This window comes from Streptomyces sp. NPDC096136 (genome assembly GCF_044763325.1).
Lineage (GTDB): Bacteria > Actinomycetota > Actinomycetes > Streptomycetales > Streptomycetaceae > Streptomyces.
Window position 1 is genome coordinate 92088 of sequence record NZ_JBIWFZ010000003.1, and the last position, 25910, is coordinate 117997.

Below are 25910 nucleotides of genomic sequence, written 5' to 3' on the forward strand. Positions count from 1 at the left end.
CGGCCCCGCCGGCGATCGAGGCGCGGGGGCCCGGGCGGAGCCCGACAGACCCTAGGCCACCGGCGAGCCGATGAGCATCGCCGGCGCCCCCGCCACCCGCGTCAGGAACACCGTCGCGGAGTGCGGCCCCGACGGCTTGACCTTCCGCCGCAGCTCCTCCGGCTCGATCGCCGACCCCCGCTTCTTCACCGTCAGCACCCCCACCTCCCGCTCCCGCAGCAGCGCCTTCAGCTTCTTCAGCCCGAACGGCAGCACGTCCGTGATCTCGTACGCCGTCGCGTACGGCGTGGCCCGCAGCTCGTCGGCCGTGATGTACGCGATCGTCGGATCGATCAGCCGCCCGTCCAGCTCCTCCGCCACCTCCGCGACCAGGTGCGCCCGGATCACCGCCCCGTCCGGCTCGTACAGCCAGCGCCCCACCGGCCCCGCCCCGGGGTCCGGCAGCGGCTCGGCGGTGTGGAGCCCGACCGGCCCCGGCAGCAGGGTGGCCCGTACCGTGCCGGGCGCGGTGCCGAACCAGAGCACGGCCTCCTTCACGTCCCCGTGGTCCGAGATCCACTCCGCCTCGGCCTCCGCCGGCACCGCCTCGTGCGGGATCCCGGGTGCGATCTTGACGGCGGCGTACCGCGCCGCCCGCGCCGCCCCGACCGCCCACGACAGCGGCGGCGAGTACGACTCCGGGTCGAAGATCCGGCCCCGTCCGCCGCGCCGCGCCGGGTCGATGAAGACGGCGTCGTACGAGGACACGTCCACCGTCGTCACGTCCGCCTCCCGGACCTCGATCAGGTCCGCCAGTCCCAGGGCCTCCGCGTTGGCCCGCGCGACCGCCACCGTCAGCGGGTCGAGGTCCACGGCCAGCACCCGGATCCCGCGCCGCGCCAGCGCCAGCGCGTCCCCGCCGATCCCGCAGCACAGGTCCGCGACGCTCCGCACGCCCAGCTCGGCGAGCCGGTCGGCCCGGTACGAGGCCACCGACGCGCGGGTGGCCATCTCGCCGCCGCCGGGGGTGAAGAACATCCGGAACGCGTCCTCGGCCCCGAACTTCGCCACCGCCCGCTGCCGCAGCCGGGCCTGCCCCAGCGCGGCCGACACCAGCCCGGCCGGGTGGTCGCGGCGCAGCCGGGTGGCGACGGCCAGCTCCTGGGCCGGGTCGTAGTCGCGGAGCGAGTCGAGGAGCGCGCGGCCCTCGGGGGTGAGGAGCGCGGCGAAGTCTTCGGGAGTCACGGCTCCATTGTCGGCCAGTCGGTGGAAGGGGGGACCGCGGCCGTGGTGTCGGCCGGGGAGCCGGGCTGTCGGGTGCAAGGATCCGCTGCTATGCAGCTAGTACGACAAAAGGGAAATCCCACGCAGTTTGGTCACCGGTCCGCGGCGCGCCCGCGCGGCCGGTACGGGGTGGCCGCGGCCGCGCTGCTGGTCGCCGCCCTGGGCACGGGGTGCGGCGCCGCGGACCCGGGTACGCCGGTCAAGGGCAAGCCGGGCCAGGCCGCCGCCGAGGCCGGCTCCGGCGCGGCCGGCGCCCTCGCCAACTCCGCCGAGAAGCTCAAGGCCGCCCAGCAGGCCCGCGTCGCCATGGCGAAGAAGTGGGGCCTGGCCAAGACCCCGCTCATGGCCCCGGCCGGACCCAAGGCGAAGCCTGAGATCACCACCCGCGAGGGCTTCGAGGTCGAGGGCCAGGACGATCTGCCCCCGGTCTTCACCACCGTCCCGACCGAGGACAAGGTCGTCTTCCTGACCGTCGACGACGGGGCCGAGAAGGACCCCGAGTTCATCCGGATGATGCAGGAGCTGAAGATCCCGTACACGGCGTTCCTCAGCGACTACCTCGTCCGCGACAACTACCCGTACTTCAAGGAGATGCAGGCCGCCGGCGTCACCCTGAACAACCACACCCTCAACCACCGCTACATGCCCGGACTCAACTACGAGCAGCAGCGGGAGGAGATCTGCGGCCAGCAGGACACCATCCAGAAGCAGTTCGGCAAGCGGCCCCAGCTCTTCCGGCCCCCGTACGGGAACTACAACCAGGACACGCTGCGCGCGGCCAAGTCCTGCGGCATCAAAGCGGTTCCGCTCTGGAACGCGGAGGCCTTCCCGAACCGGATGGACTACCGTGAGTGGGACAGGGACCTGCACCCCGGGGACGTCATCCTCACGCACTTCCGGGGTCGAGAGGACTGGAAGGGCACGATGCCTGACATGATCCGTCATGTCATGAAGACCGTCACGGACAAGGGGTACGCCGTGGCCCGCCTGGAGGATTACCTGTGAAGTACGCGCGCCGGCTGATGGCCGGGACGCTGACGGCCGGCGCGCTCGCGCTGTCCCTGTCGGGATGCGGGAACAGCGTGGATCCGATCGAGAGGCTGGGCCGCAAGGCCGGGCAGACGCCGGGGGCCCCGTCGGCCTCCCCGTCCGCCCCGGCCTCCGCGGCCGCCTCCGCCCAGGCGGGCACCCCGGGGGACGAGGCGTACCGCAAGTGGGGGCTGACCGCCCCGCTGCAGTACGCCCCGAAGCCCGCGCAGAAGCCCCAACTCCCCAAGCCGGCGGGGCCGGGCAAGCCGGTGGTGGTGGACCGAATACCCGTGGCCCCGAACGACAAGGTCGTCTTCCTGACCTTCGACGACGGCGCGGAGAAGGACCCCGAGTTCCTGAAGATGGCGGCCGACCTGAAGCTGCCGATCAGCATGTTCCTGACGGACAACGTGGCCTCGTCGGACTACGGCTACTTCGAGAAGATCCGCGACAACGGCTCCAACAGCACGGTGAACAACCACACCCTGACGCACCCGAACATGCGCACGCTGGCGTTCGCGGCGCAGAAGAAGGAGATATGCGGCCAGCAGGAGCGCCTGGAGAAGCGCTTCGGCAAGCGCCCGGTCCTCTTCCGCCCGCCGTTCGGCAACTACAACGACGACACCCTGAAGGCCGCCTCGGAGTGCGGCATCAGCACGGTCGTGCTGTGGCGGGCGTCGATGCAGATAAACGACTTCCAGTACGCCGAGGGATCGGCCCTCAAGCCGGGTGACATCATCCTGGCCCACTTCCGCGGCCCGTCGGAACTCAAGGGCGCGACGGAGATCCACATGACGACGCGGATGCTCCAGCACATACAGGAACAGGGCTACAAGATCGCCCGCCTGGAGGACTACCTGTAGGAGCGGGGCACGGCCTCGCCCCAGGCGGAACGGGACAGCGGACCGGGGGCCGGGGTGGTCGGGTCCCAGGTTGGCCGGGCTTCAACTGGCCGGCCGAGCAGCACCCTGTAGAGACGTCATGGTGGGGAGAGGGTGCCAGGTCGCAGGGACGTCGCGCATGACCAGGACGCAGTCCAGGGTGGCGGTTCCCGCGACGGCGTAGCCGTTCACCGGCTGCGGGCGCAGCGGCTCGGGCAGTAGACGCGCCGCCGCTTCCAAGCAGCCAACAAGGGCCGGATCCGGTCGAGTTGCCGGGGGCGAGCCCGGAAGCCGGGGCCTCATGGAATGCGATCGCGGCAGTCCCCGGTGTTCCGCTACGGTCCGGGCATGTTCGTTGTCACAGTGACCTACACGGCACCGCTGGATGAAGTGGACCGATGGAGACCGGCCCACGGCGACTGGTTGAACCAGCTCATATCCCGGCGAGCGCTTCTGGTGGCCGGCCGACAGGTGCCTCTGGTCGGGGGCGTGTACCTCGCCCCCGGCATGCCCGTCGAGGAACTCGACCGGCTTCTCGCGACCGATCCGTACGTCCTCGCGGGTGTCGCCGTGCACGGCATCGTGGAGTTCACCCCGTTGCTGGTCGCGGCCGGCTTGGAGGACCTCAAGGCCTGATCGGCGAGTTCAGCCGCCATGTTCGGTGCCGTTTCCGCAGGGGCGGGACTGCCGCGAGGCGGTCCAGTGGAGCTGCCGACCTGCCGGGTCGACCGGCATTGAGCACTGGACGGAGCCGGCGGTGAGGCGACCCCCGACCCCGCCCCGCCGTTCGGTGCCGCCCCGCGCCACGAGCCCCTACCGCCCCCCGGCCCCCGCCCCCACCGCCGGGGTGATCGTCGTTTCCACCGGCCCCCGTGCGTCGGCCTCCCGCTGTCGTTCCGCGCTGTCGCTGATGCGGAGGAGGAGGGCGATCATGATCCAGTTGGCCAGGAGTGACGAGCCGCCCTTCGCCAGGAAGGGGAGGGCCTTGCCGGTCAGGGGGATCAGGCCCGTGACGCCGCCCGCGACCACGAAGACCTGGAGCGCCAGCGCCGCAGCGAGCCCCACCGCGAGCAGCTTGCCGAACGGGTCCCGCGCGGCCAGGGCCATCCGCAGGCCGCGCTGCACGAGGAGGGCGTACAGGAGCAGGACGGCCATGACCCCGGCCAGGCCGAGTTCCTCGCCCACCGTCGTCAGGATGAAGTCGCTGCGCCCCGCGAACTTGATCAGCTCGGGGTGGCCCAGCCCCAGGCCCGTGCCCGAGACGCCGCCCGTGCCGAAGCTGAACAGCGCCTGCGCCGACTGGTCGGAGGTGACGCCCGGCGGGCGGTTCTCCCAGTAGTAGGACAGCGGGTTGAGCCAGGCCGCCACGCGCGCCTTGACGTGCGGTTCGGTCGAGCCGACGACGAAGGCGCCGCCCGCCGCCATGACCAGGCCGCAGACGATCCAGCTGGTGCGCTCGGTGGCGACGTACAGCATCACCACGAACACCCCGAAGAAGATCAGCGAGGTGCCGAGGTCGCGCTCGAAGACCAGCACGAGCAGCGAAATGATCCACACCGTGATGATCGGTCCGAGCTGCCGCATCGGCGGCAGCCGCATGCCCAGGAACTTCCGGCCGGTCAGGGCCAGCGAGTCGCGGTGGATGACCAGATATCCCGCGAAGAAGATCGCGATCATGATCTTCACGAACTCGCCGGGCTGGAGCGAGAACCCGAAGAGGATGATCCAGCGCTTCGCGCCGTACGTGTCCGCGCCGAAGAACGCCGGCGCGATCAGCAGCACCAGGGCGACGGCCATCGTGATGTAGATGAACCGCTGGAGCAGCCGGTGGTCGCGCAGCAGTGCCACCACCAGCAGGCAGGCGGCGACCCCCACCACCGTCCACATCAGCTGGCCGGGCGCGTTCGCGTCGGAGCCGTAGCGCTCGATGTACCCCTGGTCGAGCCGGTGGATCAGGACGAGCCCCAGCCCGGTCAGCAGCATGGCGAGGGGGAAGATCAGCGGGTCGGCGTAGGCCGCGAACCGGCGGATGCCCAGGTGCCCCACCAGGGAGAGCAGGGTCATGCTGATCACGAAGCTGGTGAGGTGCTGCGGCAGCTCGCCGTTCATGGCCAGGCCCGCGCTCACGTGCCCGAAGACGGCGATGCCGACGACGAAGACCAGCAGGAGCGCTTCGGTGCGGCGGCGGGCGCCCGCCGTCGTCAGCGGCCTCAGTCCACGCACGGAACGCCGCCGCCGTCGATGGTGCCCTCTTCCGGCTGCTCCGGCTGCTGCCCCGGCGGCGCGGCCGAGGGAGATGAGGCGGGAGGCGGCGGGGAAGAGGAGGAGGAAGGAGATGCGGCGCCCGGTGCACTCGGGGTCGTCGCAGTGGCGGTCCGGGGACCGATCTGCTCGGCAATGAGGCGCTTTATCTTCATATCATCTACGACGTTGACGTCCTCCCCATGGTTCCTTGCGAAGCCTTCGACGGGGAGTGTCGAAAATTGCATTTTCCCGCCGGACAGGTTTTTCGCCTGCTTCACGAACGACAGCAGATCCCACCCCGCATCCGTCACGACGTCCTGTTTCGCCGTGTCGATCAACTTGATCAGCTTTGCCGGATCGGTGAAGGTCCCGGCCGAATTCAGCTTGTGCGCGGCCCCCGCCAGGAACGCCTGCTGCCGCTTCGTCCGGTCCAGGTCGCCCCCGTCCAGGCCGTGCCGCTGCCGTACGAACGCCAGGGACTGCTTCCCGTTCAGCGTCTGCCGGCCCGCCGGGAAGTCCGCCCCCGAGTAGCGGTCCTTCACCGGCTTCTTCAGGCACACCGGTACGCCGTCCAGCGCGTCGGCCAGGTGGTAGAAGCCGGCCAGGTTCAGCTCGGCGAAATGATCGACCGGCACGCCCAGGAAGTTCCGCACGGTCGCGATCTGGGCCTTGCGCCCCGCCTCGCGCCCTTCCCGCTCCAGCTGCCGCCGGTCCTTGACCCCCTGCGCGGAGAGCTGCTCCTCCCTGGCCTCCTTCGCCAGCCCGTACGCCTTCTTGATCTTGTCCTTGCGTCCGGTCCCGGCCGCCCCTTCCGCCCCCGCGAGTTCGACGAAGTCGTCCCGGGGTATCGAGAAGGCCTTGGCCCGCCCGCCGTCACCGGGCACGTGCAGCAGGATCATGGTGTTCGCGTTGTAGCCGCCGATGTCCGAGCTCCCCGCGTGCAACTGGTCGAGGACCTCCTCGGGCAGCGGCTCGCCGTTCTGGTCGCGGCGGCTGTCCAGGCCGATGAGCAGGACGTTCACATCGCCGTGCGCCGACTTCTCGGCCCCGTCCAGCGCCTTCGAGCTGGCGATGCCGGCCGCCAGGTCCCGGTAGGCGTACCAGGCGGTGCCGCCCGCCAGCACGGTCAGCGCGCACGCGGCGACCAGCAGTCTGCGGCCGGTCCGGCGGGGGGAGTGCCTGCGGTGGCCGGTGCCGGGTTTCCTCCGTCGCGCGCTCATGCCGGTCGATCCTGACGCAGGCCCGCTGAAGGAAACCTGAGAGCGGGCCCGCCCCGCGACCCCTACCGGCGTCCCCCGGCCGGGATCCGCAGCTCCAGCAGGGCGCCCCCGCCGGGAGCTGCCAAGGCCCGCACGTCGCCCCCGTGCGCCCGTGCGATCTCGTGGGCGATCGCCAGGCCCAGGCCGGTGCCGCCGCTGGCCCGGCCCCGGTCCGCGTCCAGCCGTACGAACCGCTCGAAGATCCGGGCCCGGTCCGCCTCCGGGATTCCCGGGCCGTCGTCCGCGACCTCCAGCACCGCCCACCCGTCCCGTGCGAGGGCCCGCACCACGACCCCTCCCCGGGCGTACCGCAGGGCGTTGTCCACCAGGTTGGCCAGGGCCCGCTCCAGCCGCGCCGCGTCCCCGTACGCCGGGACCGGCGCCGGTGCCTCCAGCCGCAGCGGCATCCGGGGCGCGGGCCGGCGCGCCGCGTCCTCCGCCGCCAGCAGCGCCAGGTCCACCGGCTCGGGGCGCGGCGCGGGCCCGCCGTCGAGGCGGGCCAGGAGCAGCAGGTCGGCGGCGATCCGCTGGAGCCGCTCGGTGTCGGCCAGCGCGGCGGCCACCGACGCCCGGTCGGGCCGCTCCATGGCGAGGGCCACCTCCAGTCGGGAGCGGACGGCGGCCAGCGGGTTGCGCAACTCGTGCGAGGCGTCGGCGGTGAACTGCCGCTGCCGGGCGTCGGAGCGCTCCAGCCGGTCGAGGGTGTCGTTGACGGTCCGGGCCAGCTGGGCGATCTCGTCCGCGCCGCCCGGGTCGGGGACGCGGCGGTCGAGCTCGCTCGCGGTGACGGCGGCCAGGCCGGAGCGGATGGCGGCGACGGGGCGCAGCGCGTGCCCGGTGGCCCACCAGGCCAGGGCCGCCGCGAAGGCGGTGAGCGGCGGGGCGCCGGCGAGCAGTGCGACCGCGACGGCGCGGGTGGCGTCGTCGACGTCGCCGAGCACGGTCATCGCGTACACGGTGTGCGGGGCGGCCGGGTCGTGCGCCGCGGGCGGGCCGGGGGCGGCGACCGCGACGACCACGCGCCGCTGACCGCCGGGGTGCGCGGGCGCGAGTACGGCCGACCGGGAGTCCTGCCCGGGCCCGGGGCGCAGCCCGTCGAGGCGGGGGATGTCCCGGGGCTCCCCGCCGGCGGCGGTGCTCGCCACGGTCCGGCCCTGCGCGTCGCGTACGAGGACCAGGTCGACCCCCGTCTCGGGCGCGGGCAGCCGGCCGCCGGGCGGGAGGGTCCGGGTGTCGACCTGCGCGGCGACCTTCCGCGCGGCGAGCTCGGTGCGGCCGGTGGTGTTGTCGAGGAGGTTGCCGCGCATCAGGGTGTACAGCCACAGCCCGCCGGTGGCCAGTACGGCGGCCATCGCGAGCGCGGCGGCGAGCGCGGTCCGGGCGCGGAGGCTGCTCACCACCGTCAGCCGCCGTCGGGGGCCATGCGGTAGCCGGTGCCGTGGACGGTGAGGATGGAGCGGCGGCCGAAGGGTGCGTCGATCTTCTTGCGCAGGGAGGAGACGTAGACCTCGACGATGTTGGGGTCGATGCCGTGCGGGGAGTCCCAGACCTCGTCGAGGATGTCCTGCTTGGCGACGGCCCGGCCGGGCCGCTCCATCAGGCAGGCGAGCACGCCGAGCTCGCGGGCGGTGAGTTCGATGTCCTGCGCGCCGCGGCGGCAGCGGCGGTCGTGCGGGTCGAGGACCAGGTCGCCCGCCCGCAGGACGGCGGGTCCGGCGGCGGGGCCGGCGGCGCGGCGGGCGAGGGCGCGCAGGCGGGCGCCGAGCACGACGAAGGAGAACGGCTTGGTGAGGTAGTCGTCGGCCCCGGCGTCGAGGCCCTCGGCCTCGTCGTACTCGCCGTCCTTGGCGGTGAGCACCAGGACGGGGGTGGGGTCGCCGTGGGCGCGCATGCGGGCGCAGATCTCGGCGCCGCCGGGGCCGGGGAGCATGAGGTCCAGCAGGACGACGTCGTACGGCCCGCCGGTGAGGGCCAGTTCCAGGCCCCGGTGCCCGTCGTGGGCGACCTCGACGCGGTGGCCCTCGGCGGACAGGCCCTGCCGGAGGGACTCGGCCAGGTTCTCTTCGTCTTCGACGACCAGGATGCGCACGCGCCAAGCCTCACATACCGGGCGCCGGACCGGCCCGGGGCGGGCCCTGCGGGGCCGTCGGGGCGAGCCGTCCCCGGGCGGGGCCGGGATTTCGGCGGAGGGCCGGAGGCGGCGGGGGCCGGGTTTGGGCCAAGTGGGGGGTTCGGCGGCCGGAATACGTGGATCCAGCGGACCGTGTTGGCACTCCGCTTGACCGAGTGCTAATCGCCGGAATAGTGTCACACCTGGCACTCGCCCCCGGCGAGTGCCAACACAGCGACAGGCAGGTCCGGCACCCGCGACGACGGATCGACCTGGTCGCCACCTCAGACAGTTAACCCCGGATCTCCGAAGGGGGAGGTCGGATCGTGACGACCGCCAGCTCCAAGGTTGCCATCAAGCCGCTTGAGGACCGCATCGTGGTCCAGCCGCTCGACGCCGAGCAGACCACGGCCTCCGGCCTGGTCATCCCGGACACCGCGAAGGAGAAGCCCCAGGAGGGCGTCGTCCTCGCGGTCGGCCCGGGCCGCTTCGAGGACGGCCAGCGTCTCCCGCTGGACGTCTCCGTCGGCGACATCGTGCTGTACAGCAAGTACGGCGGCACCGAAGTGAAGTACAGCGGCGAGGAGTACCTCGTCCTCTCGGCCCGCGACGTGCTCGCGATCGTCGAGAAGTAATCACTTCTCAGCATTGCTTTGAACTGCGCCCCTGGTCACCCCGCTGATTGCCGGGCGGCGAGGGGCGCGGTTCGTTAAACCCGAGTTTTCGAGAGGGCTGAACCGCTCCCATGGCGAAGATCCTGAAGTTCGACGAGGACGCCCGTCGCGCCCTCGAGCGCGGCGTCAACAAGCTTGCCGACACGGTCAAGGTGACGATCGGCCCCAAGGGCCGCAACGTCGTCATCGACAAGAAGTTCGGCGCCCCCACCATCACCAACGACGGTGTCACCATCGCCCGCGAGGTCGAGCTGGACGACCCGTACGAGAACCTCGGCGCCCAGCTCGTGAAGGAGGTGGCGACCAAGACCAACGACATCGCGGGTGACGGCACCACCACCGCCACCGTGCTCGCCCAGGCGCTCGTCCGCGAGGGTCTGCGCAACGTCGCCGCCGGCGCCTCCCCGGCCGCCCTGAAGAAGGGCATCGACGCCGCGGTCAAGGCCGTGTCCGAGGAGCTCCTCGCGACCGCCCGCCCGATCGAGGACAAGTCCGACATCGCCGCCGTGGCCGCGCTCTCCGCGCAGGACTCGCAGGTCGGCGAGCTCATCGCCGAGGCGATGGACAAGGTCGGCAAGGACGGTGTCATCACCGTCGAGGAGTCCAACGCCTTCGGCCTGGAGCTGGAGTTCACCGAGGGCATGGCCTTCGACAAGGGCTACCTCTCGCCGTACATGGTCACCGACCAGGAGCGTATGGAGGCCGTCCTCGACGACCCGTACATCCTGATCAACCAGGGCAAGATCTCCTCCATCCAGGACCTCCTGCCGCTTCTGGAGAAGGTCATCCAGGCGGGTGGCTCCAAGCCGCTGCTGATCATCGCCGAGGACGTCGAGGGCGAGGCGCTCTCCACCCTCGTCGTCAACAAGATCCGCGGCACCTTCAACGCGGTCGCCGTCAAGGCCCCGGGCTTCGGCGACCGCCGCAAGGCGATGCTCCAGGACATGGCCACCCTCACCGGTGCCACCGTCATCGCCGAGGAGGTCGGCCTCAAGCTCGACCAGGCCGGTCTGGACGTCCTCGGTTCCGCGCGCCGCGTGACCATCTCCAAGGACGACACGACCATCGTCGACGGTGGCGGCAACGCCGCTGACGTCGCGGGCCGCGTCAACCAGATCAAGGCCGAGATCGAGTCCACGGACTCCGACTGGGACCGCGAGAAGCTGCAGGAGCGCCTGGCGAAGCTCGCCGGCGGCGTCTGCGTCATCAAGGTCGGCGCCGCCACCGAGGTGGAGCTCAAGGAGAAGAAGCACCGTCTCGAGGACGCCATCTCCGCGACCCGCGCCGCGGTCGAGGAGGGCATCGTCTCCGGTGGTGGCTCCGCGCTCGTCCACGCCGTCAAGGTGCTCGAGGGCAACCTCGGCCTGACCGGCGACGAGGGCACGGGTGTGGCGGTCGTCCGCCGCGCCGCCGTCGAGCCGCTGCGCTGGATCGCCGAGAACGCCGGCCTCGAGGGCTACGTCATCACCTCGAAGGTGGCGGAGCTGGAGAAGGGCAACGGCTTCAACGCCGCCTCCGGCGAGTACGGCGACCTGGTCAAGGCCGGCGTCATCGACCCGGTCAAGGTCACCCGCTCCGCGCTGGAGAACGCCGCTTCCATCGCCTCCCTGCTGCTCACGACCGAGACCCTGGTCGTCGAGAAGCCGGCGGAGGAGGAGGCCGAGGCCGGTCACGGCCACGGCCACGGTCACAGCCACTGAGGCTGATGCCTGAGCGCTAGCCGAGAAGGCCCTGGTCACCGCTGCAACGCGGGGGTGACCAGGGCCTCTTGCGTGCCGGCCTCGTGCGTACCGGCCTCGGGCGTGCCGGCCTACTCGGGCATCATGCCCATCTGGCGCATCAGGCCGGGTGCGTCGTAGTACCACCAGCCCTCGGCGATCCGGCCGTTGTCGAGGCGGAAGGTCGTACACCCCGACATCGTCACTTCCTTGCCCGTGGGGGCGACGCCCATGAACGCGCCCTTCTGGGTGCCCTTCCAGTTCCAGAGCGTCGTGACGCAGTCGCCTTCGGCGATCTGGCGGGTCTGGTCGAAGGAGAAGTCGAAGGCTTCCCTCCACATGCTGATGGTCTGCTGCATGCCGTCGCGGCCGTTGCTCTGGCCCTCGCCCTCCATGATGTCGTGGTCGGTGTAGTCCATGGCCAGGCACTCCTCCAGGGCGGCGAAGTCGCCCTTGAGGATGCACTCCTCGAACATCCGGTTCACGACGAGCTTGTTGAGGTACTCGTCGCGCACCACGTCGAGGTTCATGAACTTCGGCATTCCCTCACAGAGGGCGACCATCTCCTGGAACATCCGGTCGGTCTCGGGGAGGTGGGAGTTCTTCATCGCCTCCTCGTAGGAGGGGAATTCGACGAGGTCCACGTAGTGGTTCTGGGCCTCGCGGTCCCTGCCGATCATCGTGTGCGTGACCGTGCGCCTCCCGCTGGTCTGTTCCGCGTAGCGGTCGATGAGCGCGTTCATCTCGTCGAACCGCCTGGTTTCGTAGTCGATCACCTGTACGAACGTCATCGCGTCGCCTCCCGCAGTGGATGAGACACGTCCATTTTAGGGAGATTTCACCCTTTTGCCGCGCTTACCGGCCGGTCAGGCAGGGGTCACTGCGGCCCGTACTTGCGCCCCGTCCGGGAGGACACGCCGCCGAGCAGCCCGCGCGGCGTCAGCTTCACCACGCCCATCAGCGCCTTGTACCGCGGGTCCGGGATCGACACCGTCTTCCCGCGCGCCAGGTCGGCCAGCGCGGCGGCCACCAGCTTGTCGGCGTCGAGCCACAGCCAGCCCGGGATGTTGTCGGTGCCCATGCCGGCCCGCTGGTGGAACTCGGTCCGCACGAAGCCCGGGCACAGTGCCATCATCCGCACCCCGGACCCGGCCAGGTCCCGGGCCGCGCCCTGGGTGAACTGGACGACCCAGGCCTTGCTCGCGCCATAGGTGCCGCGCGGGACGAAGGCGGCGACCGAGGCGACGTTGACGACCCCGCCGCGGCCGCGCGAGCGCATCGACTCCGTCGCCGCCGAGGTCAGCCGCAGCACCGCCTCGATGTGCACCTTGAGCATGGCCAGCTCGTCGGCCATGGAGACCTCCAGGTAGCGGCCCTTGTTGCCGAAGCCGGCGTTGTTGACCAGCAGGTCCACCGGGTGCGTACGGTCCCCGAGGCGGGCCTCGACCGCCGCGATGCCCTCGTCCGTGGAGAGGTCGGCGGCCAGTACCTCGGCCTCGATGCCGTGCCGGTCGTGCAGCTCGGTGGCCTGCTCGGCCAGCCGCTTCGTGTCCCGGGCCACCAGTACGAGGTTGTGGCCCTGGGCGGCGAGCCGCCGGGCGAAGGCGGCGCCGATGCCCGCCGTGGATCCAGTGATCAACGCAGTCGTCATGTGCGCAAAATAGCCGCCCGCGCCGACTCCCGTACCCCCTGCGCGCCCCTTCCCAAAGGCCCGGCTGGACATGTCGGCCGTGGCGAAAGGCGGGCTTATGCTCGAAGGGTGATTGAGGCACGCCACCTGCGGATCCTGCGCGCTGTCGCCGGGACCGGTTCCTTTTCCGCCGCCGCCCGTGAACTCGGGTGCACCCAGCCCGCCGTCTCCCAGCAGATGAAGGCCCTGGAACAGTCGGCCGGCACCCCGCTGCTGGTCCGCACGGGCCGCGAGATGCGGCTGACCCAGGCGGGGGAGGCCCTCGTGCGGCACGCCGCCGGGATCCTGGCCGGGCTGACCGCAGCCGAGGAGGAGGTCGCGGCCATCGCCGGGCTGCGCGCGGGGCGGGTACGGCTCGTCTCCTTCCCCAGCGGCAGCTCCACGCTGGTGCCGACCGCGCTCGCGGCGATGCGCGCCGAGCACCCGGGCACCCGCATCTCCCTGGTGGAGGCGGAGCCGCCGCGTTCGGTGGAGATGCTGCGCGAGGGGGACTGCGACCTCGCGCTGGCCTTCCGCTACGCCGGGGCCTCGGCCGTGGCCGAGTGGGAGGACCTCGTGGTCACCCCGCTGCTCACCGACCGGCTCGTCGGGCTGGTGCCCGAGGCGCACCCGCTGGCCGGCGCCGGCCGGGTGGGCATGGCGGAGCTGGCCGACGAGCCCTGGATCGCGGGCTGTCCGCGCTGCCGCCGCCACCTGGTGGAGGTGTGCGAGGGCGCGGGATTCACCCCGCGCATCGACTTCGCCACCGACGACTACCCGGCCGTGGTCGGCCTGGTCGGCGCCGGGCTGGGCGTGGCGGTGCTGCCGGAGCTGGCGGTGGAGTCCGTACGGGCGAAGGGCGTGAGCACCCTGGCCGTGGAGCCGGCGGTGGAGCGGGAGGTCGTGGCGCTGACGCTGCCCGACCTGGCGCGCGTCCCGGCGGTGGCGGCGACCCTGGGGGAGCTGGTGCGGGCCGCCGCCCGCTGACCGGCCGCGCGCCCCGCGGGTGCGCGTCGGTGCGACACGCCCGGTGCGCGGGCGGATCCGGAAGGGTTCGAGGGGGTCGGGGTCGGTGCGACGGGGTGGCGGGGAAACGTTCCTTCGTACGTTTCTCCGGGCGCCCTTCCGTACGCCGTGCGGCGTGCGGTCAGTTCGGCGCGCTGGGGCCGATCGTGCTGGAGGCGGGGATCAGGCGGTGTCGCGCGCGGCCCATCAGCTCCTCGCGCTCGTCCTCGGTGAGGCCGCCCCACACCCCGTAGGGCTCGCGGACGGCGAGTGCGTGCGCGGCGCATTCCGAGCGCACCGGGCAGCGCATGCAGACCTCTTTAGCCGAGGCCTCGCGCGCACTCCTGGCCGCGCCCCGCTCGCCTTCCGGATGGAAGAACAGGGAGCTGTCGACTCCGCGGCAGGCCGCGAGCAGCTGCCAGTCCCAGAGGTCGGCGTTCGGTCCGGGGAGGCGGGAGAAATCTGCCATGGGTAGTCCTCTTGGTGCCGGTACTGAGGCGGATAGGGTCCATGTCTCCACACCTACTGTCGTAGTAGATGTAAATATGACTCATTGGGAATCTAGCCTCAGACACATGGCAAACGGAAGGAAAGCCGCCAAATAGGGCATAGCTCCAGATGGAGGACGCGCGGAGGGTGGCTCCAGCGTCGTGATCGCTTCCTCACGTAGAGTGCCGAAGGTGTCCGTCCGACCCGTAACTCTTTCGAGTGACCATCGTTGAGAGAGCGAGTGCGGTTGAAACGAGAAGTTCCCGGACAGGTGTCCGAGGACGTCGACCGCACAGGTGACGATACGTACCAGCCTGGAGGCTCAAGGTGACGCGCATCAGCAGCTGCGGAGGGCGGTCATGACTTCCGTCCTCGTCTGCGACGACTCCCCGCTTGCCCGAGAGGCGCTCCGTCGCGCGGTTGCCACCGTGCCCGGCGTCGAGCGTGTGACGACGGCCGCCAACGGCGAGGAAGTCCTCCGCCGCTGGGGTGCCGACCGGTCCGACCTGATTCTGATGGACGTACGGATGCCCGGCCTCGGCGGTGTCGAGACCGTCCGCCGGCTGCTGTCGGCCGACCCGGGCGCCCGCATCATCATGCTGACGGTCGCCGAGGACCTGGACGGCGTGGCCCTCGCGGTCGCCGCCGGCGCCCGCGGCTACCTGCACAAGGACGCCTCGCGCGCCGAACTGCGGGCCACGGTCACCCAGGCCCTCGCCGACCCGACCTGGCGGCTGGCCCCGCGCCGGCTGCGCTCGGCGGAGATGGGCGCGGCGCCCACCCTCACCGCGCGCGAGATCCAGGTGCTGGAGGGCATGAGCCACGGCCGGTCCAACGCGGAGATCGGGCGCGAGCTCTTCCTCTCCGAGGACACGGTCAAGACCCACGCCCGCAGGCTGTTCAAGAAGCTCGGCGCCTCGGACCGGGCGCACGCCGTGGCGCTCGGCTTCCGCTGGGGCCTCGTCCGCTGACCGGGTCAGCGGCGTCCGGCTGACCGGAGCGGTCCCGTCCGCCGATGGCGGGCGGGGCGGCAGGCCCCGGTCGGCGGCGGCGAGCGAAAAGTCCCGTCCCGACCGGTGTCCCGTCGGGGATTGACGGGGCACAATCCGGGGGACGTGTCGCTTCGGGCGCGATGCCGCATCCTTGATGGTGTGCCGCATTCTTGGAGAGGTCGAGTCCTCGGGGACGACGATTCGGGCCGAGCGGAGGGGAGGGCGCAGAAGATGAGCTCCGGCGCACCCGCTCATAACGCTTCGATGCACAACACGGACCGCGATGCCGCGAACGCTCCGGCGCCAAGGCACCATGGATCGATGCGCGACGACGAGGCCCTGGGGTCATCCCCGGCCACAGGCCCCACCGGCGCCGCCAAAGGCGGCAACGCCGGGGCCGTCGGCGCGCTCGTGCGCCGTGCGGTCGACGGTGACGAACAGGCCACGCACGACCTGCTGGCCTTCGTGCACCCCCTCGCCCTCCGCTACTGCCGCACCCGGCTGTCGCGGCTCCCGGGTGACGCCCGTCACTTCGTCGAGGACCTCGCGCAGGAGGTGTGCGTCGCCGTCCTGATGGCGCTGCCGCGCTACCGGGACACCGGGCGCCCCTTCGAGGCGTTCGTCTTCGCCATCGCCGCGCACAAGGTCGCCGACCTCCAGCGGGCCGCCATGCGGCACCCGGGGAGCACCGCCGTGCCGTCCGACGAGATGCCGGAGCGGCCGGACGACTCCCTCGGTCCGGAGGAGCGGGCGCTGCTCAGCAGCGATGCCGCCTGGGCCAAGAAGCTGCTGGCCAACCTGCCCGAGAACCAGCGCGAGCTGCTCGTGCTGCGGGTGGCCGTCGGGCTGACCGCCGAGGAGACCGGCCAGATGCTCGGCATGTCCCCGGGCGCGGTGCGGGTCGCGCAGCACCGCGCGCTGAGCCGGCTGCGGGCGCTCGCCGAGCAGTGAGCAGGCGATCCCACCCGGAGGGCGCCTCGTAGGAAACCACGAATCTTGTGCTTGACCTTGGTCGTGGAATGAGACGCGTCGGGATCCCGTTAGCATGGACATCCGCGCTGAGCAAGACCATTTGGGAAGGTGTCATGACCGCCGACGGAGTACCCGACAAATTCGCCGCGCTCGGACTGACCTATGACGACGTGCTGCTGCTGCCGGGCGCGTCGGACATGGCTCCCGACGAGATCGACACTTCCTCCCTCATCTCGCGCAACGTCCGGGTGAACGTGCCGCTGCTGTCCGCGGCCATGGACAAGGTCACCGAGTCCCGCATGGCCATCGCGATGGCCCGCCAGGGCGGCGTCGGCGTCCTGCACCGCAACCTCTCCATCGCCGACCAGGCCAACCAGGTCGACCTGGTCAAGCGCTCCGAGTCCGGCATGGTCACCGACCCGATCACGGTGCACCCGGACGCGACGCTGCGCGAGGCCGACGAGCTCTGCGCCAAGTTCCGCATCTCCGGCGTCCCGGTCACGGACCCCGCCGGCAAGCTGCTGGGCATCGTCACCAACCGCGACATGGCCTTCGAGTCGGACCGCAGCCGCCAGGTGCGCGAGGTCATGACCCCGATGCCGCTGGTCACGGGCAAGGTCGGCATCTCCGGCGTGGACGCCATGGAGCTGCTGCGCCGCCACAAGATCGAGAAGCTTCCGCTGGTCGACGAGGCGGGCGTCCTCAAGGGCCTCATCACGGTCAAGGACTTCGTCAAGGCCGAGAAGTACCCGAACGCCGCCAAGGACAAGGACGGCCGCCTGCTGGTCGGCGCCGCCGTCGGCGTCGCCGGCGACGCGTACGAGCGCGCCCAGGCCCTGATCGAGGCGGGCGCCGACTTCATCGTCGTCGACACCGCCCACGGCCACTCCCGCCTGGTCGGCGACATGGTGGCCAAGATCAAGTCGAACGCCTCCGTCGACGTCATCGGCGGCAACGTCGCCACCCGCGACGGCGCCCAGGCGCTGATCGACTCGGGCGTCGACGGCATCAAGGTCGGCGTCGGCCCCGGCTCCATCTGCACCACCCGCGTCGTCGCCGGCATCGGCGTCCCGCAGGTCACCGCCATCTACGAGGCCTCGCTGGCCGCCAAGGCCGCGGGTGTCCCCGTCATCGGCGACGGCGGCCTCCAGTACTCCGGCGACATCGCCAAGGCCCTGGTCGCGGGTGCCGACACGGTGATGCTCGGCTCGCTGCTCGCGGGCTGCGAGGAGTCCCCCGGCGAGCTGCTCTTCATCAACGGCAAGCAGTTCAAGTCGTACCGCGGCATGGGCTCGCTCGGCGCGATGCAGTCCCGCGGCGACCGCAAGTCGTTCTCCAAGGACCGCTACTTCCAGGAGGGCGTCGGCGGTGACGACAAGCTGATCCCCGAGGGCATCGAGGGCCAGGTCCCGTACCGCGGCCCGCTCTCCGCGGTGGTCCACCAGCTCGTCGGCGGCCTGCGCCAGTCGATGTTCTACGTCGGCGGCCGTACGGTGCCGGAGCTCCAGGACCGCGGCCGGTTCGTCCGGATCACCTCGGCGGGCCTCAAGGAGAGCCACCCGCACGACATCCAGATGACGGTGGAAGCGCCGAACTACAGCCGCAAGGGCTGATCAGGATGACCGCCCGGAGGGGCGGGCCCGCCCGGGCCCGCCCCTCCGGCGCGTCCGCGGGCGTCCGCTGGCGTCCGCGGACGCGTCCGTACGGCGGTCATCGGAACGCGGGTCCCCGGGGTTCGGGGATACTGGACGGGCAGACCCAGAGGAAAGGCCACCACACGTGACTGAGATCGAGATCGGGCGCGGCAAGCGCGGCCGCCGGGCGTACGCCTTCGACGACATCGCCATCGTCCCGAGCCGGCGTACGCGGGACCCGAAGGAGGTCTCGATCGCCTGGCAGATCGACGCGTACCGCTTCGAGCTCCCCTTCCTGGCCGCCCCCATGGACTCCGTGGTCTCCCCGCAGACCGCCATCCGCATCGGCGAGCTCGGCGGCCTGGGCGTGCTGAACCTCGAGGGCCTGTGGACCCGCTACGAGGACCCGCAGCCGCTGCTCGACGAGATCGCGGAGCTGGACGAGGAGGCCGCCACCCGCCGCCTCCAGGAGATCTACGCCGCGCCGATCCAGGCCGACCTCATCGGCCGGCGGATCAAGGAGGTGCGCGACTCGGGCGTCGTCACCGCCGCCGCGCTCTCCCCGCAGCGCACGGCGCAGTTCTCCAAGGCCGTCGTGGACGCGGGCGTCGACATCTTCGTCATCCGCGGCACCACCGTCTCCGCCGAGCACGTGTCGGGCGCCGCCGAGCCGCTGAACCTCAAGCAGTTCATCTACGAGCTCGACGTCCCGGTCATCGTCGGCGGCTGCGCCACCTACACGGCGGCCCTGCACCTGATGCGCACCGGCGCCGCGGGCGTCCTCGTCGGCTTCGGCGGCGGCGCCGCGCACACCACGCGCAACGTCCTCGGCATCCAGGTTCCGATGGCCACGGCCGTCGCGGACGTGGCCGCGGCGCGCCGCGACTACATGGACGAGTCCGGCGGCCGCTACGTGCACGTCATCGCCGACGGCGGCGTGGGCTGGTCCGGCGACCTGCCCAAGGCCATCGCCTGCGGTGCCGACGCCGTGATGATGGGCTCCCCGCTGGCCCGCGCCACCGACGCGCCCGGCAAGGGCCACCACTGGGGCATGGAGGCCGTCCACGAGGACGTGCCGCGCGGCAAGAAGGTCAACCTCGGCACGGTCGGCACGACCGAGGAGATCCTGACCGGCCCGTCGCACACGCCGGACGGCTCGATGAACCTCTTCGGCGCCCTGCGCCGCTCGATGGCCACGACCGGCTACAGCGAGCTCAAGGAGTTCCAGCGCGTCGAGGTCACGGTCGCGGACTCCCAGCACCGCCGCTGACCCCGTCACGCACGCACGCCGGAGGGCCGGCACCCCGCTCGGGGTGCCGGCCCTCCGGCGTTCCTCAGCCCTTGCCCTGCTTGCGGCGGCGCAGACAGATCCCCCAGGGGACGAGGAAGAAGGACGAGAACACCCACAGGGCGACCAGGACCAGCCAGTCGTCGGGGTCTTCCGTGCCGTTGCTGAGCAGTGCCAGCGTGGTCACGGACGAGAGGCCGCCGAACAGCAGGGCCGGGATGCCCAGCACCCAGAGGACGACGGTGAACCAGCCCTTGGGCGGCTGCGGCGCGTCGGGCGCCGGCCGGACCGGGCGGGGCTGCGGGATGCGGGCGGGGTCGCGCGGCGGCATGCGGACCACCGCGGCGGGCGGGACGCCGGCGTCCAGGGGGGCCAGCTCGGCCGCCGTGATCCCGAACAGGGTCGGCTCGACGGTGATGCTGAAGCCGTCGTGGCCGACGAGGTGGCGGGCGCCGTCCGGGAGGGCCTGCATCAGGGAGCACTCGGCGTACCGGATGGTCAGGTGGCCGTCCGGGCGGACCAGGCTGAGTCCGTCGCGCGCCACCAGCAGGGTGGTTCGCCGGTCCTCCACCGCGGTGTAGCGCCGTCCGGTGACCAGGTCCGACGACCTGGTGGGGGCTTCCGTGAGCCCGGCCCAGTCCACGCCCCGCCCGGGGACCTGCATCAGCGCGTTCGCCCACACCTCGCGCGCGATCCGCTGGAGGTCGGCGACGGTGACCGCCTCGATCTCCGCGCGGGACTCGGCGCAGCTGAGGGAGCGGTGGCGCAGCAGCAGGTTCATCGCCTCCGAGGGGAGCCAGGCCGCGGCCGGCTCCGGATGGTCGAACCGACCGAGCGCGGAGGTCCGTACGGCGGCCAGGTCGGCCTGCTCGATGCGGCCGGCGCGGAGTTTGGCGAGTACGTCCACGAACGCGCCGATCATCGCGTCCTGCTTCTGCGGCAGGGCGTCGGCGTACGCGGTGACGGTGGCCCAGTCGGTGTCGCGCGGGCAGTAGTCGGCGGCCGCGGTGTAGGAGTAGCCGCCCTTCTGGCGCAGTTCGCGGAAGAGCTCCTTGCCGAGCACCTCGGCGAACAGGCTTCCCGCGGTCGAGCGGGGGATGACCGAGGTGAGTACGGCGATGCCGTCGGGGCCCTGGAAGTAGGCGGGTGTGCTCGGCAGAGCGGAGGTGGGCTGCGGTGCGGGGTGCCAGGAGCCGGAGGGCAGGGTGAGGTCGAGGCCCTCGGGGACGGTGTCGCCGGTGAGCCACAGCACCGCGTTCTCGGCGGTGAAGCGGGTGCGGGCCCAGTCGCGGACGTCGTCGGCGGTGAGCCGGTGCAGGCCGGTCTCGGCGTAGCTGGTGAGGCCGTAGCTCCGGGAGCCGTAGCGCCACAGGGGCAGGCCGTGGGCGGCACCCTGCGCACGGCCGGCGGCCTCGGTGCGCAGGATCTCCTTCTCGGTCTCCAGGCGGTCCATGGGCAGGTCGCGCAGGGCGGCGCAGACGCCGTTGAGGTACTCGACGACCTCGGCGGGCGTGCCCGAGACGAGGAAGTGGGTGTAGGCGGCGGCGGTGGCGCCGTTGTAGTGGAGATCGCTCAGGCCGTGGTGGTGCAGGGCGAGGTGCTCGACGAGGTGGGTGACGCCGCTGGTGGCGAGGGTCTCGTCGGCGCGGCCCACCCGGAAGAGCAGTCCTGCGGTGAGGGGGCCGGAGCCGGGGGCCAGGACGGTGCGGACACCGGCGACGGTGGTGTGGGTGATGCCGTCTTCGGTGACGTGCCCGGGCGGGGTGTCGGTGGTCATCGTGGTCTTCCTCAGCCCTTGGCCAGGGCGGTCTTGCGGTGGCGGGCGAACGTGGCCGAGTGGTCCGCGCCGACGTAGCCCCAGGGGAACTCGGTGGCGCGGTCGCCGAGGGTGCGGAAGTGCGGGGCGGCTTCGGCGTGGCGGCCCGCCGCGCTGTGGGCGGCGGCGAAGGCGTTGTGGGCGCCGACGTACTGGAAGGCGTCGGTGCGGGCGGCCGGGTGCAGGACGGAGCGGGCGGCGGCCTCCAGCAGCGCGGTGTGCTGGGCGGGCTCGCGCAGATACGTTTCGGCGGCGCGCGTGTCCTGATCCCCCGCGATCTCCAGGTACCGCTCCAGCTGGGCGACGGCGACCAGCGCTCCCTGAGGGCCGCCCTCGGGAGCGGCCTCGGCGCAGGCGCGGGCGAAGCCCTCGGCCTCCTCCCAGCTGCCGCTCCACTTCGGGCAGAGCTGCTGGAGCAGCTGGGACTGGCCGGAGTAGTGGTGGGGGTGGTGTTCGGCGAGGCGCTCGTAGCGGCGCCGGGCCTCGCCCCGGCCCAGTTCGAGCCCGCGCGCGGTGGTGACGCGCAGGTACCAGGCGAGGGCGTACGCCGGGTACTCGGCGCAGACGTCGATCAGCAGGACCTCCGCCCGCCGCAGGTGCGCGTGGAAGGAGTCGAACTGCTGCCGGCTCACGTGCTCGGCGCGCGCGCCGCTGCGGATCTTCCAGCCGGCCCGGATCAGGTGGTTGGCGTACAGGGTGCGGAAGAGCGGGTCGCCGGGGCGGCCCGCCGCGGTCTCGCGGAGGAAGTCCGCGCAGTCGGGGGTCTCCGCCACGGTCCAGGAGGCGAGGGCGCGGTCGTCCTCGTCGGGGAGGGCCTCGAAGGCGGCGGCGACGGCGTTCGCGTCGCGGAGCTGGACTGCCGAGCGCAGGACGGCCAGGTCCCGGAAGTGCTCAGTGGGTTCGGTGAGTGGCCGGCCGAGCGGCGGCGTGAGAGCAGACACGCCGCGGATCATAGGGCCGGCGCCGCGGATTCCGACAGGGGTTCCGGGGCGCCGGTTCGGGGCGAAATGCCTGCTCAGCGCCTTGCGGTCGTTACGCGGCGGTCTTGCGGCCGACCTGGAAGGCCGCGTAGCCGCCGATGGCGAGGAAGAGGAACGTCAGCGGGTCCAGGTTCTCCTTCCAGCTTTCGATCACGTCGGAGGTGCGGTTGGTCAGCACGTCCACGACGCTCTCGGAGAGCTGTTCGGCGCCGTCCAGGGCGATGCCGAACAGCTGGCCCGCGAGTACGGCGGCCACCGAGACCAGAGCGGCGACGACCGGCAGGACGGCGTTGCGCCCGCCGGCCTTGCCCGCGGCGAAACCGACCAGGGCCCCGACGCCGACCGCCGCGTAGCCGATCTCGTGGTGGGTGGCCTTGACGATCGCTCCGTAGACACCGGCGGCCACGAGGCCGGCCACGACGGCGGCGAGGACGCCCAGGACCGCGTTGCCGCTCCGGGCCGGCGCCGGGGCGGGGGTCGGGGTGTAGGACGAGGGCGCGGGCGGCTGGAAGTTCTGGCTCATGGAAATCCCCCCCAGGGATTCGGGCGCACGTGTGCCCCGGGGGGCATAAGTGCGAGATAAGTGACGCCGCAGGCTAGCAGGGGACTGCGACATTCCTGGAGGGGATTTCGGTCGGATGATCGAACCGGAATCGGCCCGTGACCTGCGGCGGTGCCCCGGTCAGAGGCGGTGGGCCGCGCCCGCCGGGCTGGCGCCGCGGGTGTCGAGGAGGAGCTGGGCCTTCACCGCCAGGCCCTGCATGTCGTACGTGCGGTGGTGCTGGAGCAGGATCGTCAGGTCGGCGTTGGCGGCGGCCTCGTAGAGGGAGTCGGCGCGGGGCACGGGCCGGTCGCGGACCCGCCAGGCCGGGATGTACGGGTCGTGGTAGCTGATCAGGGCGCCGAGGTCGAGGAGGCGGCTGGCGATCTCGCCGGCGGGCGAGCCCTCCTGGTCGGCGAGGTCGGGCTTGTAGGTGACGCCGAGGAGGAGGACGCGGGCGCCGCGGGCGGATTTGCCGTGCTCGTTCAGCAGGGTGGCGCAGCGCTGGATGACGTACTGCGGCATCCGGTTGTTGATCTCCTGCGCCAGGCCGACCATGCGCAGGGGGTGGCCGGGGGTGCGGGTGGTGTGGGGGAGGTAGTTCGGGTCCAGGGGGACGCCGTGGCCGCCGACCCCGGGGCCGGGGCGGAAGGCCTGGAACCCGTACGGCTTGGTCTCGGCGCACCGGATGACGTCCCAGAGGTCGACGCCGAGGTCGTGGCAGAGGACCGCCATCTCGTTCATGAGGGCGATGTTGACGTGCCGGTAGTTGGTCTCCAGGAGCTGCACGGTCTCGGCCTCGCGCAGGCCGCGGGCCCGGACGACCTTCTCGGTGAGGCGGGCGTAGAAGGCGTGCGCGGACTCGGTGCAGGCGGGGGTGAGGCCGCCGATGACCTTGGGGGTGTTGGCGATGGTGTGGGTCCGGTTGCCGGGGTCGAGGCGGCTGGGGGAGTAGGCCAGGTGGAAGTCGCGTCCGGCGCGCAGGCCGGAGCCCTCTTCGAGGATGGGCCTCAGGTACTCCTCGGTGACCCCGGGGTGGGCGGCGGACTCCAGGATCACGGTGGTGTGCGGGCGCAGCCGGGCGGCGAGGGTGCGGCCGGCCGCGCCGACGGCCCCCAGGTCGAGCGCCCGGTCGGCGCCGAGCTGGGTGGGGGCGCAGATGACGGCGGTGCGGACCCGTCCTAGCTCGGCGGGGTTGGTGGTGACGCGGAAGCCCGCCGCCGACATCCGGCGGATCTCGGCGGCGGTGAGGGGGCTGTCCGTGGCGGGGCCGCTGTCGTAGCCGACGGTCTCGATCCCGGCGGCGACGGCCGCCTGGGCGAGGGGGAGGCCGAGGTGGCCGAGTCCGATGACGGCGAGATCTGCGGGCATGGGGGGCCGTCCCTTCCCTTCCCTGGCATGCATGAGGGGGCGGTGCGCGCAAGTCCTGTGGAAGAAGAGAGCTGGCGCAATGTCAGACTAGGCTTATATATGACAGATATGTCGCATTGTGGGCTCATGGTCGCCCTGTGTTGTCCACAGCCGGTGGCTGATGTCGGCGAGGCCGGTCAGAATCGGAGACGGGAGATGTGATCGGGATCACCCGCGCCGAGCGGGTGCGGCCCGTAGTGACGGGAGGCAGCCGTGAGGACAGCGACACTGGGACCCGCGCAGCGCGCGGAGGCCCTCGCCCGGATGGCCGAGCGGGAACTGGACGTGCTGGTCGTCGGCGCCGGCGTGGTCGGCGCGGGCACCGCGCTCGACGCGGTGACCAGAGGCCTGTCCACCGGCCTGGTGGAGGCCCGCGACTGGGCGTCGGGGACGTCGAGCCGCTCCAGCAAGCTCATCCACGGCGGCCTGCGCTATCTGGAGATGCTCGACTTCGCCCTCGTCCGCGAGGCGCTCAAGGAGCGGGGGCTGCTGCTGGAGCGCCTCGCGCCGCACCTGGTGAAGCCGGTCCCGTTCCTGTACCCGCTCCAGCACAAGGTGTGGGAGCGCTTCTACGCCGGATCGGGCGTCGCCCTGTACGACGCGATGTCCGTCTCCAGCGGGCACGGCCGCGGCCTGCCCACCCACCGGCACCTCTCGCGCCGGCGGGCCCTGCGCATCGCTCCGGCGCTGCGCAAGGACGCCCTGGTGGGGGCCCTGCAGTACTACGACGCCCAGATGGACGACGCGCGCTACGTGACCACGCTGGTCCGCACGGCCGCCGCGTACGGGGCGCACTGTGCCAACCGGGCGAGGGTGGTCGGCTTCCTGCGCGAGGGCGAACGGGTGGTCGGGGCCCGGGTGCGGGACGTCGAAGGCGGCGGGGAGTACGAGATCCGCGCCAAGCAGGTCGTGAACGCCACCGGGGTGTGGACGGACGACACCCAGGCGCTGATCGGCGAGCGCGGACAGTTCCACGTACGGGCCTCCAAGGGCATCCACCTCGTGGTCCCGAAGGACCGGATCCACTCGAACAGCGGGCTGATCCTGCGGACCGAGAAGTCGGTGCTGTTCGTGATCCCCTGGGGGCGGCACTGGATCGTGGGCACCACGGACACCGACTGGGACCTGGACAAGGCGCACCCGGCGGCGTCGAGCGCCGACATCGACTACCTGCTGGAGCACGTGAACTCGGTGCTGGCGGTGCCGCTGACCCGGGACGACGTCCAGGGGGTCTACGCGGGCCTGCGGCCGCTGCTGGCGGGTGAGTCGGACGCGACGAGCAAGCTCTCGCGCGAGCACACGGTGGCCCATCCGGTGCCGGGCCTGGTGGTGGTGGCCGGCGGCAAGTACACGACGTACCGGGTCATGGCGAAGGACGCCGTGGACGAGGCGGTGCACGGACTGGACCAGCGGGTGGCGCCGTGCGTCACGGAGGACGTGCCGCTGGTGGGAGCGGAGGGCTACCGGGCCCTGTGGAACGGCCGGGCGCGCATCGCCCTGCGGACGGGGCTCCATGTGGTGCGGGTGGAGCACCTGCTGAACCGCTACGGGGCGCTGACGGAGGAACTGCTCGACCTGATCGCGGCCGACCCGGCGCTGGGCGAGCCGCTGACCGGTGCGGAGGACTACCTCCGGGCCGAGGCCGTGTACGCCGCCTCGCACGAGGGGGCGCGGCATCTGGACGACGTGCTGACGCGGCGGACCCGGATCTCGATCGAAACCTTCGACCGCGGGACGCGGTCGGCGCGCGAGTGTGCGGAACTGATGGCTCCGGTGCTGGGTTGGGACAAGCGGCAGATCGAGAACGAAGTGGAACACTACGAGAAGCGGGTCCAGGCGGAGCGCGAATCGCAGCGCCAGCCGGACGACCAGACCGCCGACGCGGCACGGCTGGGGGCGCCCGACATCGTTCCGTCGTGACTCCGCCGTCCGGATG

The 25910-nt window shown here is 72.0% G+C and carries 23 protein-coding genes; 11 read left to right on the forward strand and 12 right to left on the reverse strand.

The features are described from left to right. Positions 1-51: 51 nt before the first annotated feature. A complete protein-coding gene (locus tag ACIRBY_RS06735) occupies positions 52-1242 on the reverse strand; it encodes a methyltransferase domain-containing protein (protein ID WP_403898195.1) in 1191 nt (396 codons plus the stop codon). A 72-nt stretch (positions 1243-1314) separates the two neighbouring features. Here ACIRBY_RS06735 and ACIRBY_RS06740 point away from each other — a divergent pair, with 72 nt between their 5' ends. The 3 genes from ACIRBY_RS06740 to ACIRBY_RS06750 all read left to right on the forward strand — a co-directional run bounded on the left by ACIRBY_RS06740 (position 1315) and on the right by ACIRBY_RS06750 (position 3809). Continuing rightward, positions 1315-2268, forward strand: coding sequence for a polysaccharide deacetylase family protein (locus tag ACIRBY_RS06740; protein ID WP_403897093.1), 954 nt, complete (start codon positions 1315-1317; stop codon positions 2266-2268). Positions 2269-2282: 14 nt separating this feature from the next. After that, positions 2283-3155: a polysaccharide deacetylase family protein gene (locus ACIRBY_RS06745; protein ID WP_403898198.1), complete on the forward strand. Its 873-nt coding sequence runs from the start codon at positions 2283-2285 to the stop codon at positions 3153-3155. Between the two features lie 366 nt (positions 3156-3521). Continuing rightward, the gene (locus ACIRBY_RS06750; protein ID WP_403897095.1) at positions 3522-3809 is read left to right on the forward strand and encodes a YciI family protein; all 288 of its coding nucleotides are present in this window, start codon (positions 3522-3524) and stop codon (positions 3807-3809) included. A 177-nt stretch (positions 3810-3986) separates the two neighbouring features. Here ACIRBY_RS06750 and ACIRBY_RS06755 read toward each other — a convergent pair whose 3' ends face one another. From ACIRBY_RS06755 to ACIRBY_RS06770, 4 genes are all read right to left on the reverse strand, one after another. Further along, on the reverse strand, positions 3987-5396 hold the full coding sequence (locus tag ACIRBY_RS06755; protein WP_403897098.1) for an FtsW/RodA/SpoVE family cell cycle protein: 1410 nt from the start codon (positions 5394-5396) through the stop codon (positions 3987-3989). Further along, positions 5384-6541, reverse strand: coding sequence for an LCP family protein (locus ACIRBY_RS06760; RefSeq protein ID WP_403897101.1), 1158 nt, complete (start codon positions 6539-6541; stop codon positions 5384-5386). The genes ACIRBY_RS06755 and ACIRBY_RS06760 overlap by 13 nt, the downstream gene beginning before the upstream one ends. 158 nt (positions 6542-6699) lie before the next feature. Continuing rightward, positions 6700-8073, reverse strand: a complete 1374-nt coding sequence (locus ACIRBY_RS06765; protein WP_403897103.1) for an ATP-binding protein — start codon at positions 8071-8073, stop codon at positions 6700-6702. Between the two features lie 5 nt (positions 8074-8078). After that, complete coding sequence (locus ACIRBY_RS06770) at positions 8079-8765, reverse strand: response regulator transcription factor (protein ID WP_403897106.1); 687 nt, start codon at positions 8763-8765, stop codon at positions 8079-8081. Between the two features lie 347 nt (positions 8766-9112). On the opposite strand from ACIRBY_RS06770, the gene groES reads away from it, so the two are divergent. Both groES and groL read left to right on the forward strand, forming a co-directional pair. Further along, entirely contained in the window at positions 9113-9421 is a 309-nt protein-coding gene (gene groES, locus ACIRBY_RS06775; RefSeq protein WP_030230757.1) for a co-chaperone GroES, read from the forward strand. Between the two features lie 110 nt (positions 9422-9531). Next, positions 9532-11160 carry a chaperonin GroEL gene (gene groL / locus ACIRBY_RS06780; protein WP_366450406.1) on the forward strand — a complete coding sequence of 543 codons (1629 nt, stop codon included), beginning with the start codon at positions 9532-9534 and terminating at the stop codon, positions 11158-11160. Positions 11161-11270: 110 nt separating this feature from the next. Here groL and ACIRBY_RS06785 read toward each other — a convergent pair whose 3' ends face one another. Continuing rightward, positions 11271-11969, reverse strand: coding sequence for an ester cyclase (locus ACIRBY_RS06785; RefSeq protein ID WP_403897110.1), 699 nt, complete (start codon positions 11967-11969; stop codon positions 11271-11273). An 86-nt stretch (positions 11970-12055) separates the two neighbouring features. Further along, complete coding sequence (locus tag ACIRBY_RS06790; RefSeq protein ID WP_403897113.1) at positions 12056-12829, reverse strand: SDR family NAD(P)-dependent oxidoreductase; 774 nt, start codon at positions 12827-12829, stop codon at positions 12056-12058. Positions 12830-12937: 108 nt separating this feature from the next. Between ACIRBY_RS06790 and ACIRBY_RS06795 the strand changes: the two genes are divergently transcribed. Further along, complete coding sequence (locus ACIRBY_RS06795; protein WP_042810577.1) at positions 12938-13834, forward strand: LysR family transcriptional regulator; 897 nt, start codon at positions 12938-12940, stop codon at positions 13832-13834. 160 nt (positions 13835-13994) lie between these two features. Here the strand turns inward: ACIRBY_RS06795 and ACIRBY_RS06800 are convergent, their stop codons facing one another. Continuing rightward, positions 13995-14321 carry a WhiB family transcriptional regulator gene (locus tag ACIRBY_RS06800; RefSeq protein WP_366450402.1) on the reverse strand — a complete coding sequence of 109 codons (327 nt, stop codon included), beginning with the start codon at positions 14319-14321 and terminating at the stop codon, positions 13995-13997. Between the two features lie 379 nt (positions 14322-14700). Between ACIRBY_RS06800 and ACIRBY_RS06805 the strand changes: the two genes are divergently transcribed. The 4 genes from ACIRBY_RS06805 (at position 14701) to ACIRBY_RS06820 (ending at position 19209) form a co-directional block, all read left to right on the forward strand. After that, positions 14701-15312, forward strand: coding sequence for a response regulator transcription factor (locus ACIRBY_RS06805; RefSeq protein WP_003948568.1), 612 nt, complete (start codon positions 14701-14703; stop codon positions 15310-15312). Positions 15313-15654: 342 nt separating this feature from the next. After that, positions 15655-16284 (forward strand): sigma-70 family RNA polymerase sigma factor, encoded by a 630-nt coding sequence (locus ACIRBY_RS06810; RefSeq protein WP_403897116.1) that lies wholly within the window; start codon positions 15655-15657, stop codon positions 16282-16284. 134 nt (positions 16285-16418) lie between these two features. Continuing rightward, the gene (gene guaB, locus ACIRBY_RS06815) at positions 16419-17918 is read left to right on the forward strand and encodes an IMP dehydrogenase (RefSeq protein ID WP_403897119.1); all 1500 of its coding nucleotides are present in this window, start codon (positions 16419-16421) and stop codon (positions 17916-17918) included. Positions 17919-18084: 166 nt separating this feature from the next. After that, on the forward strand, positions 18085-19209 hold the full coding sequence (locus ACIRBY_RS06820; protein WP_366450400.1) for a GuaB3 family IMP dehydrogenase-related protein: 1125 nt from the start codon (positions 18085-18087) through the stop codon (positions 19207-19209). Positions 19210-19273: 64 nt separating this feature from the next. On the opposite strand, the gene ACIRBY_RS06825 is transcribed toward ACIRBY_RS06820, so the two are convergent. From ACIRBY_RS06825 to ACIRBY_RS06840, 4 genes are all read right to left on the reverse strand, one after another. Next, a complete protein-coding gene (locus ACIRBY_RS06825; RefSeq protein ID WP_403897123.1) occupies positions 19274-21004 on the reverse strand; it encodes a M16 family metallopeptidase in 1731 nt (576 codons plus the stop codon). A gap of 11 nt (positions 21005-21015) precedes the next feature. Beyond that, complete coding sequence (locus tag ACIRBY_RS06830) at positions 21016-21984, reverse strand: hypothetical protein (RefSeq protein WP_403897126.1); 969 nt, start codon at positions 21982-21984, stop codon at positions 21016-21018. A 91-nt stretch (positions 21985-22075) separates the two neighbouring features. Beyond that, positions 22076-22546 carry a hypothetical protein gene (locus ACIRBY_RS06835; RefSeq protein ID WP_403897128.1) on the reverse strand — a complete coding sequence of 157 codons (471 nt, stop codon included), beginning with the start codon at positions 22544-22546 and terminating at the stop codon, positions 22076-22078. 159 nt (positions 22547-22705) lie between these two features. After that, entirely contained in the window at positions 22706-23935 is a 1230-nt protein-coding gene (locus ACIRBY_RS06840; protein ID WP_403897131.1) for a nucleotide sugar dehydrogenase, read from the reverse strand. A gap of 252 nt (positions 23936-24187) precedes the next feature. Here ACIRBY_RS06840 and ACIRBY_RS06845 point away from each other — a divergent pair, with 252 nt between their 5' ends. After that, complete coding sequence (locus ACIRBY_RS06845) at positions 24188-25894, forward strand: glycerol-3-phosphate dehydrogenase/oxidase (RefSeq protein WP_403897133.1); 1707 nt, start codon at positions 24188-24190, stop codon at positions 25892-25894. The last annotated feature ends 16 nt before the right edge of the window (positions 25895-25910 follow it).

Bases quoted from the DNA above. Each gene is read 5' to 3' on its own strand.
- groL (WP_366450406.1), top strand. From the start codon at position 9,532: ATGGCGAAGATCCTGAAGTTCGACGAGGACGCCCGTCGCGCCCTCGAG.
- ACIRBY_RS06835 (WP_403897128.1), bottom strand. From the start codon at position 22,546: ATGAGCCAGAACTTCCAGCCGCCCGCGCCCTCGTCCTACACCCCGACC.
- ACIRBY_RS06800 (WP_366450402.1), bottom strand. From the start codon at position 14,321: ATGGCAGATTTCTCCCGCCTCCCCGGACCGAACGCCGACCTCTGGGAC.
- ACIRBY_RS06750 (WP_403897095.1), top strand. From the start codon at position 3,522: ATGTTCGTTGTCACAGTGACCTACACGGCACCGCTGGATGAAGTGGAC.
- ACIRBY_RS06805 (WP_003948568.1), top strand. From the start codon at position 14,701: ATGACTTCCGTCCTCGTCTGCGACGACTCCCCGCTTGCCCGAGAGGCG.
- ACIRBY_RS06785 (WP_403897110.1), bottom strand. From the start codon at position 11,969: ATGACGTTCGTACAGGTGATCGACTACGAAACCAGGCGGTTCGACGAG.
- ACIRBY_RS06840 (WP_403897131.1), bottom strand. From the start codon at position 23,935: ATGCCCGCAGATCTCGCCGTCATCGGACTCGGCCACCTCGGCCTCCCC.
- guaB (WP_403897119.1), top strand. From the start codon at position 16,419: ATGACCGCCGACGGAGTACCCGACAAATTCGCCGCGCTCGGACTGACC.
- ACIRBY_RS06740 (WP_403897093.1), top strand. From the start codon at position 1,315: ATGCAGCTAGTACGACAAAAGGGAAATCCCACGCAGTTTGGTCACCGG.
- ACIRBY_RS06790 (WP_403897113.1), bottom strand. From the start codon at position 12,829: ATGACGACTGCGTTGATCACTGGATCCACGGCGGGCATCGGCGCCGCC.
- ACIRBY_RS06810 (WP_403897116.1), top strand. From the start codon at position 15,655: ATGCGCGACGACGAGGCCCTGGGGTCATCCCCGGCCACAGGCCCCACC.
- ACIRBY_RS06825 (WP_403897123.1), bottom strand. From the start codon at position 21,004: ATGACCACCGACACCCCGCCCGGGCACGTCACCGAAGACGGCATCACC.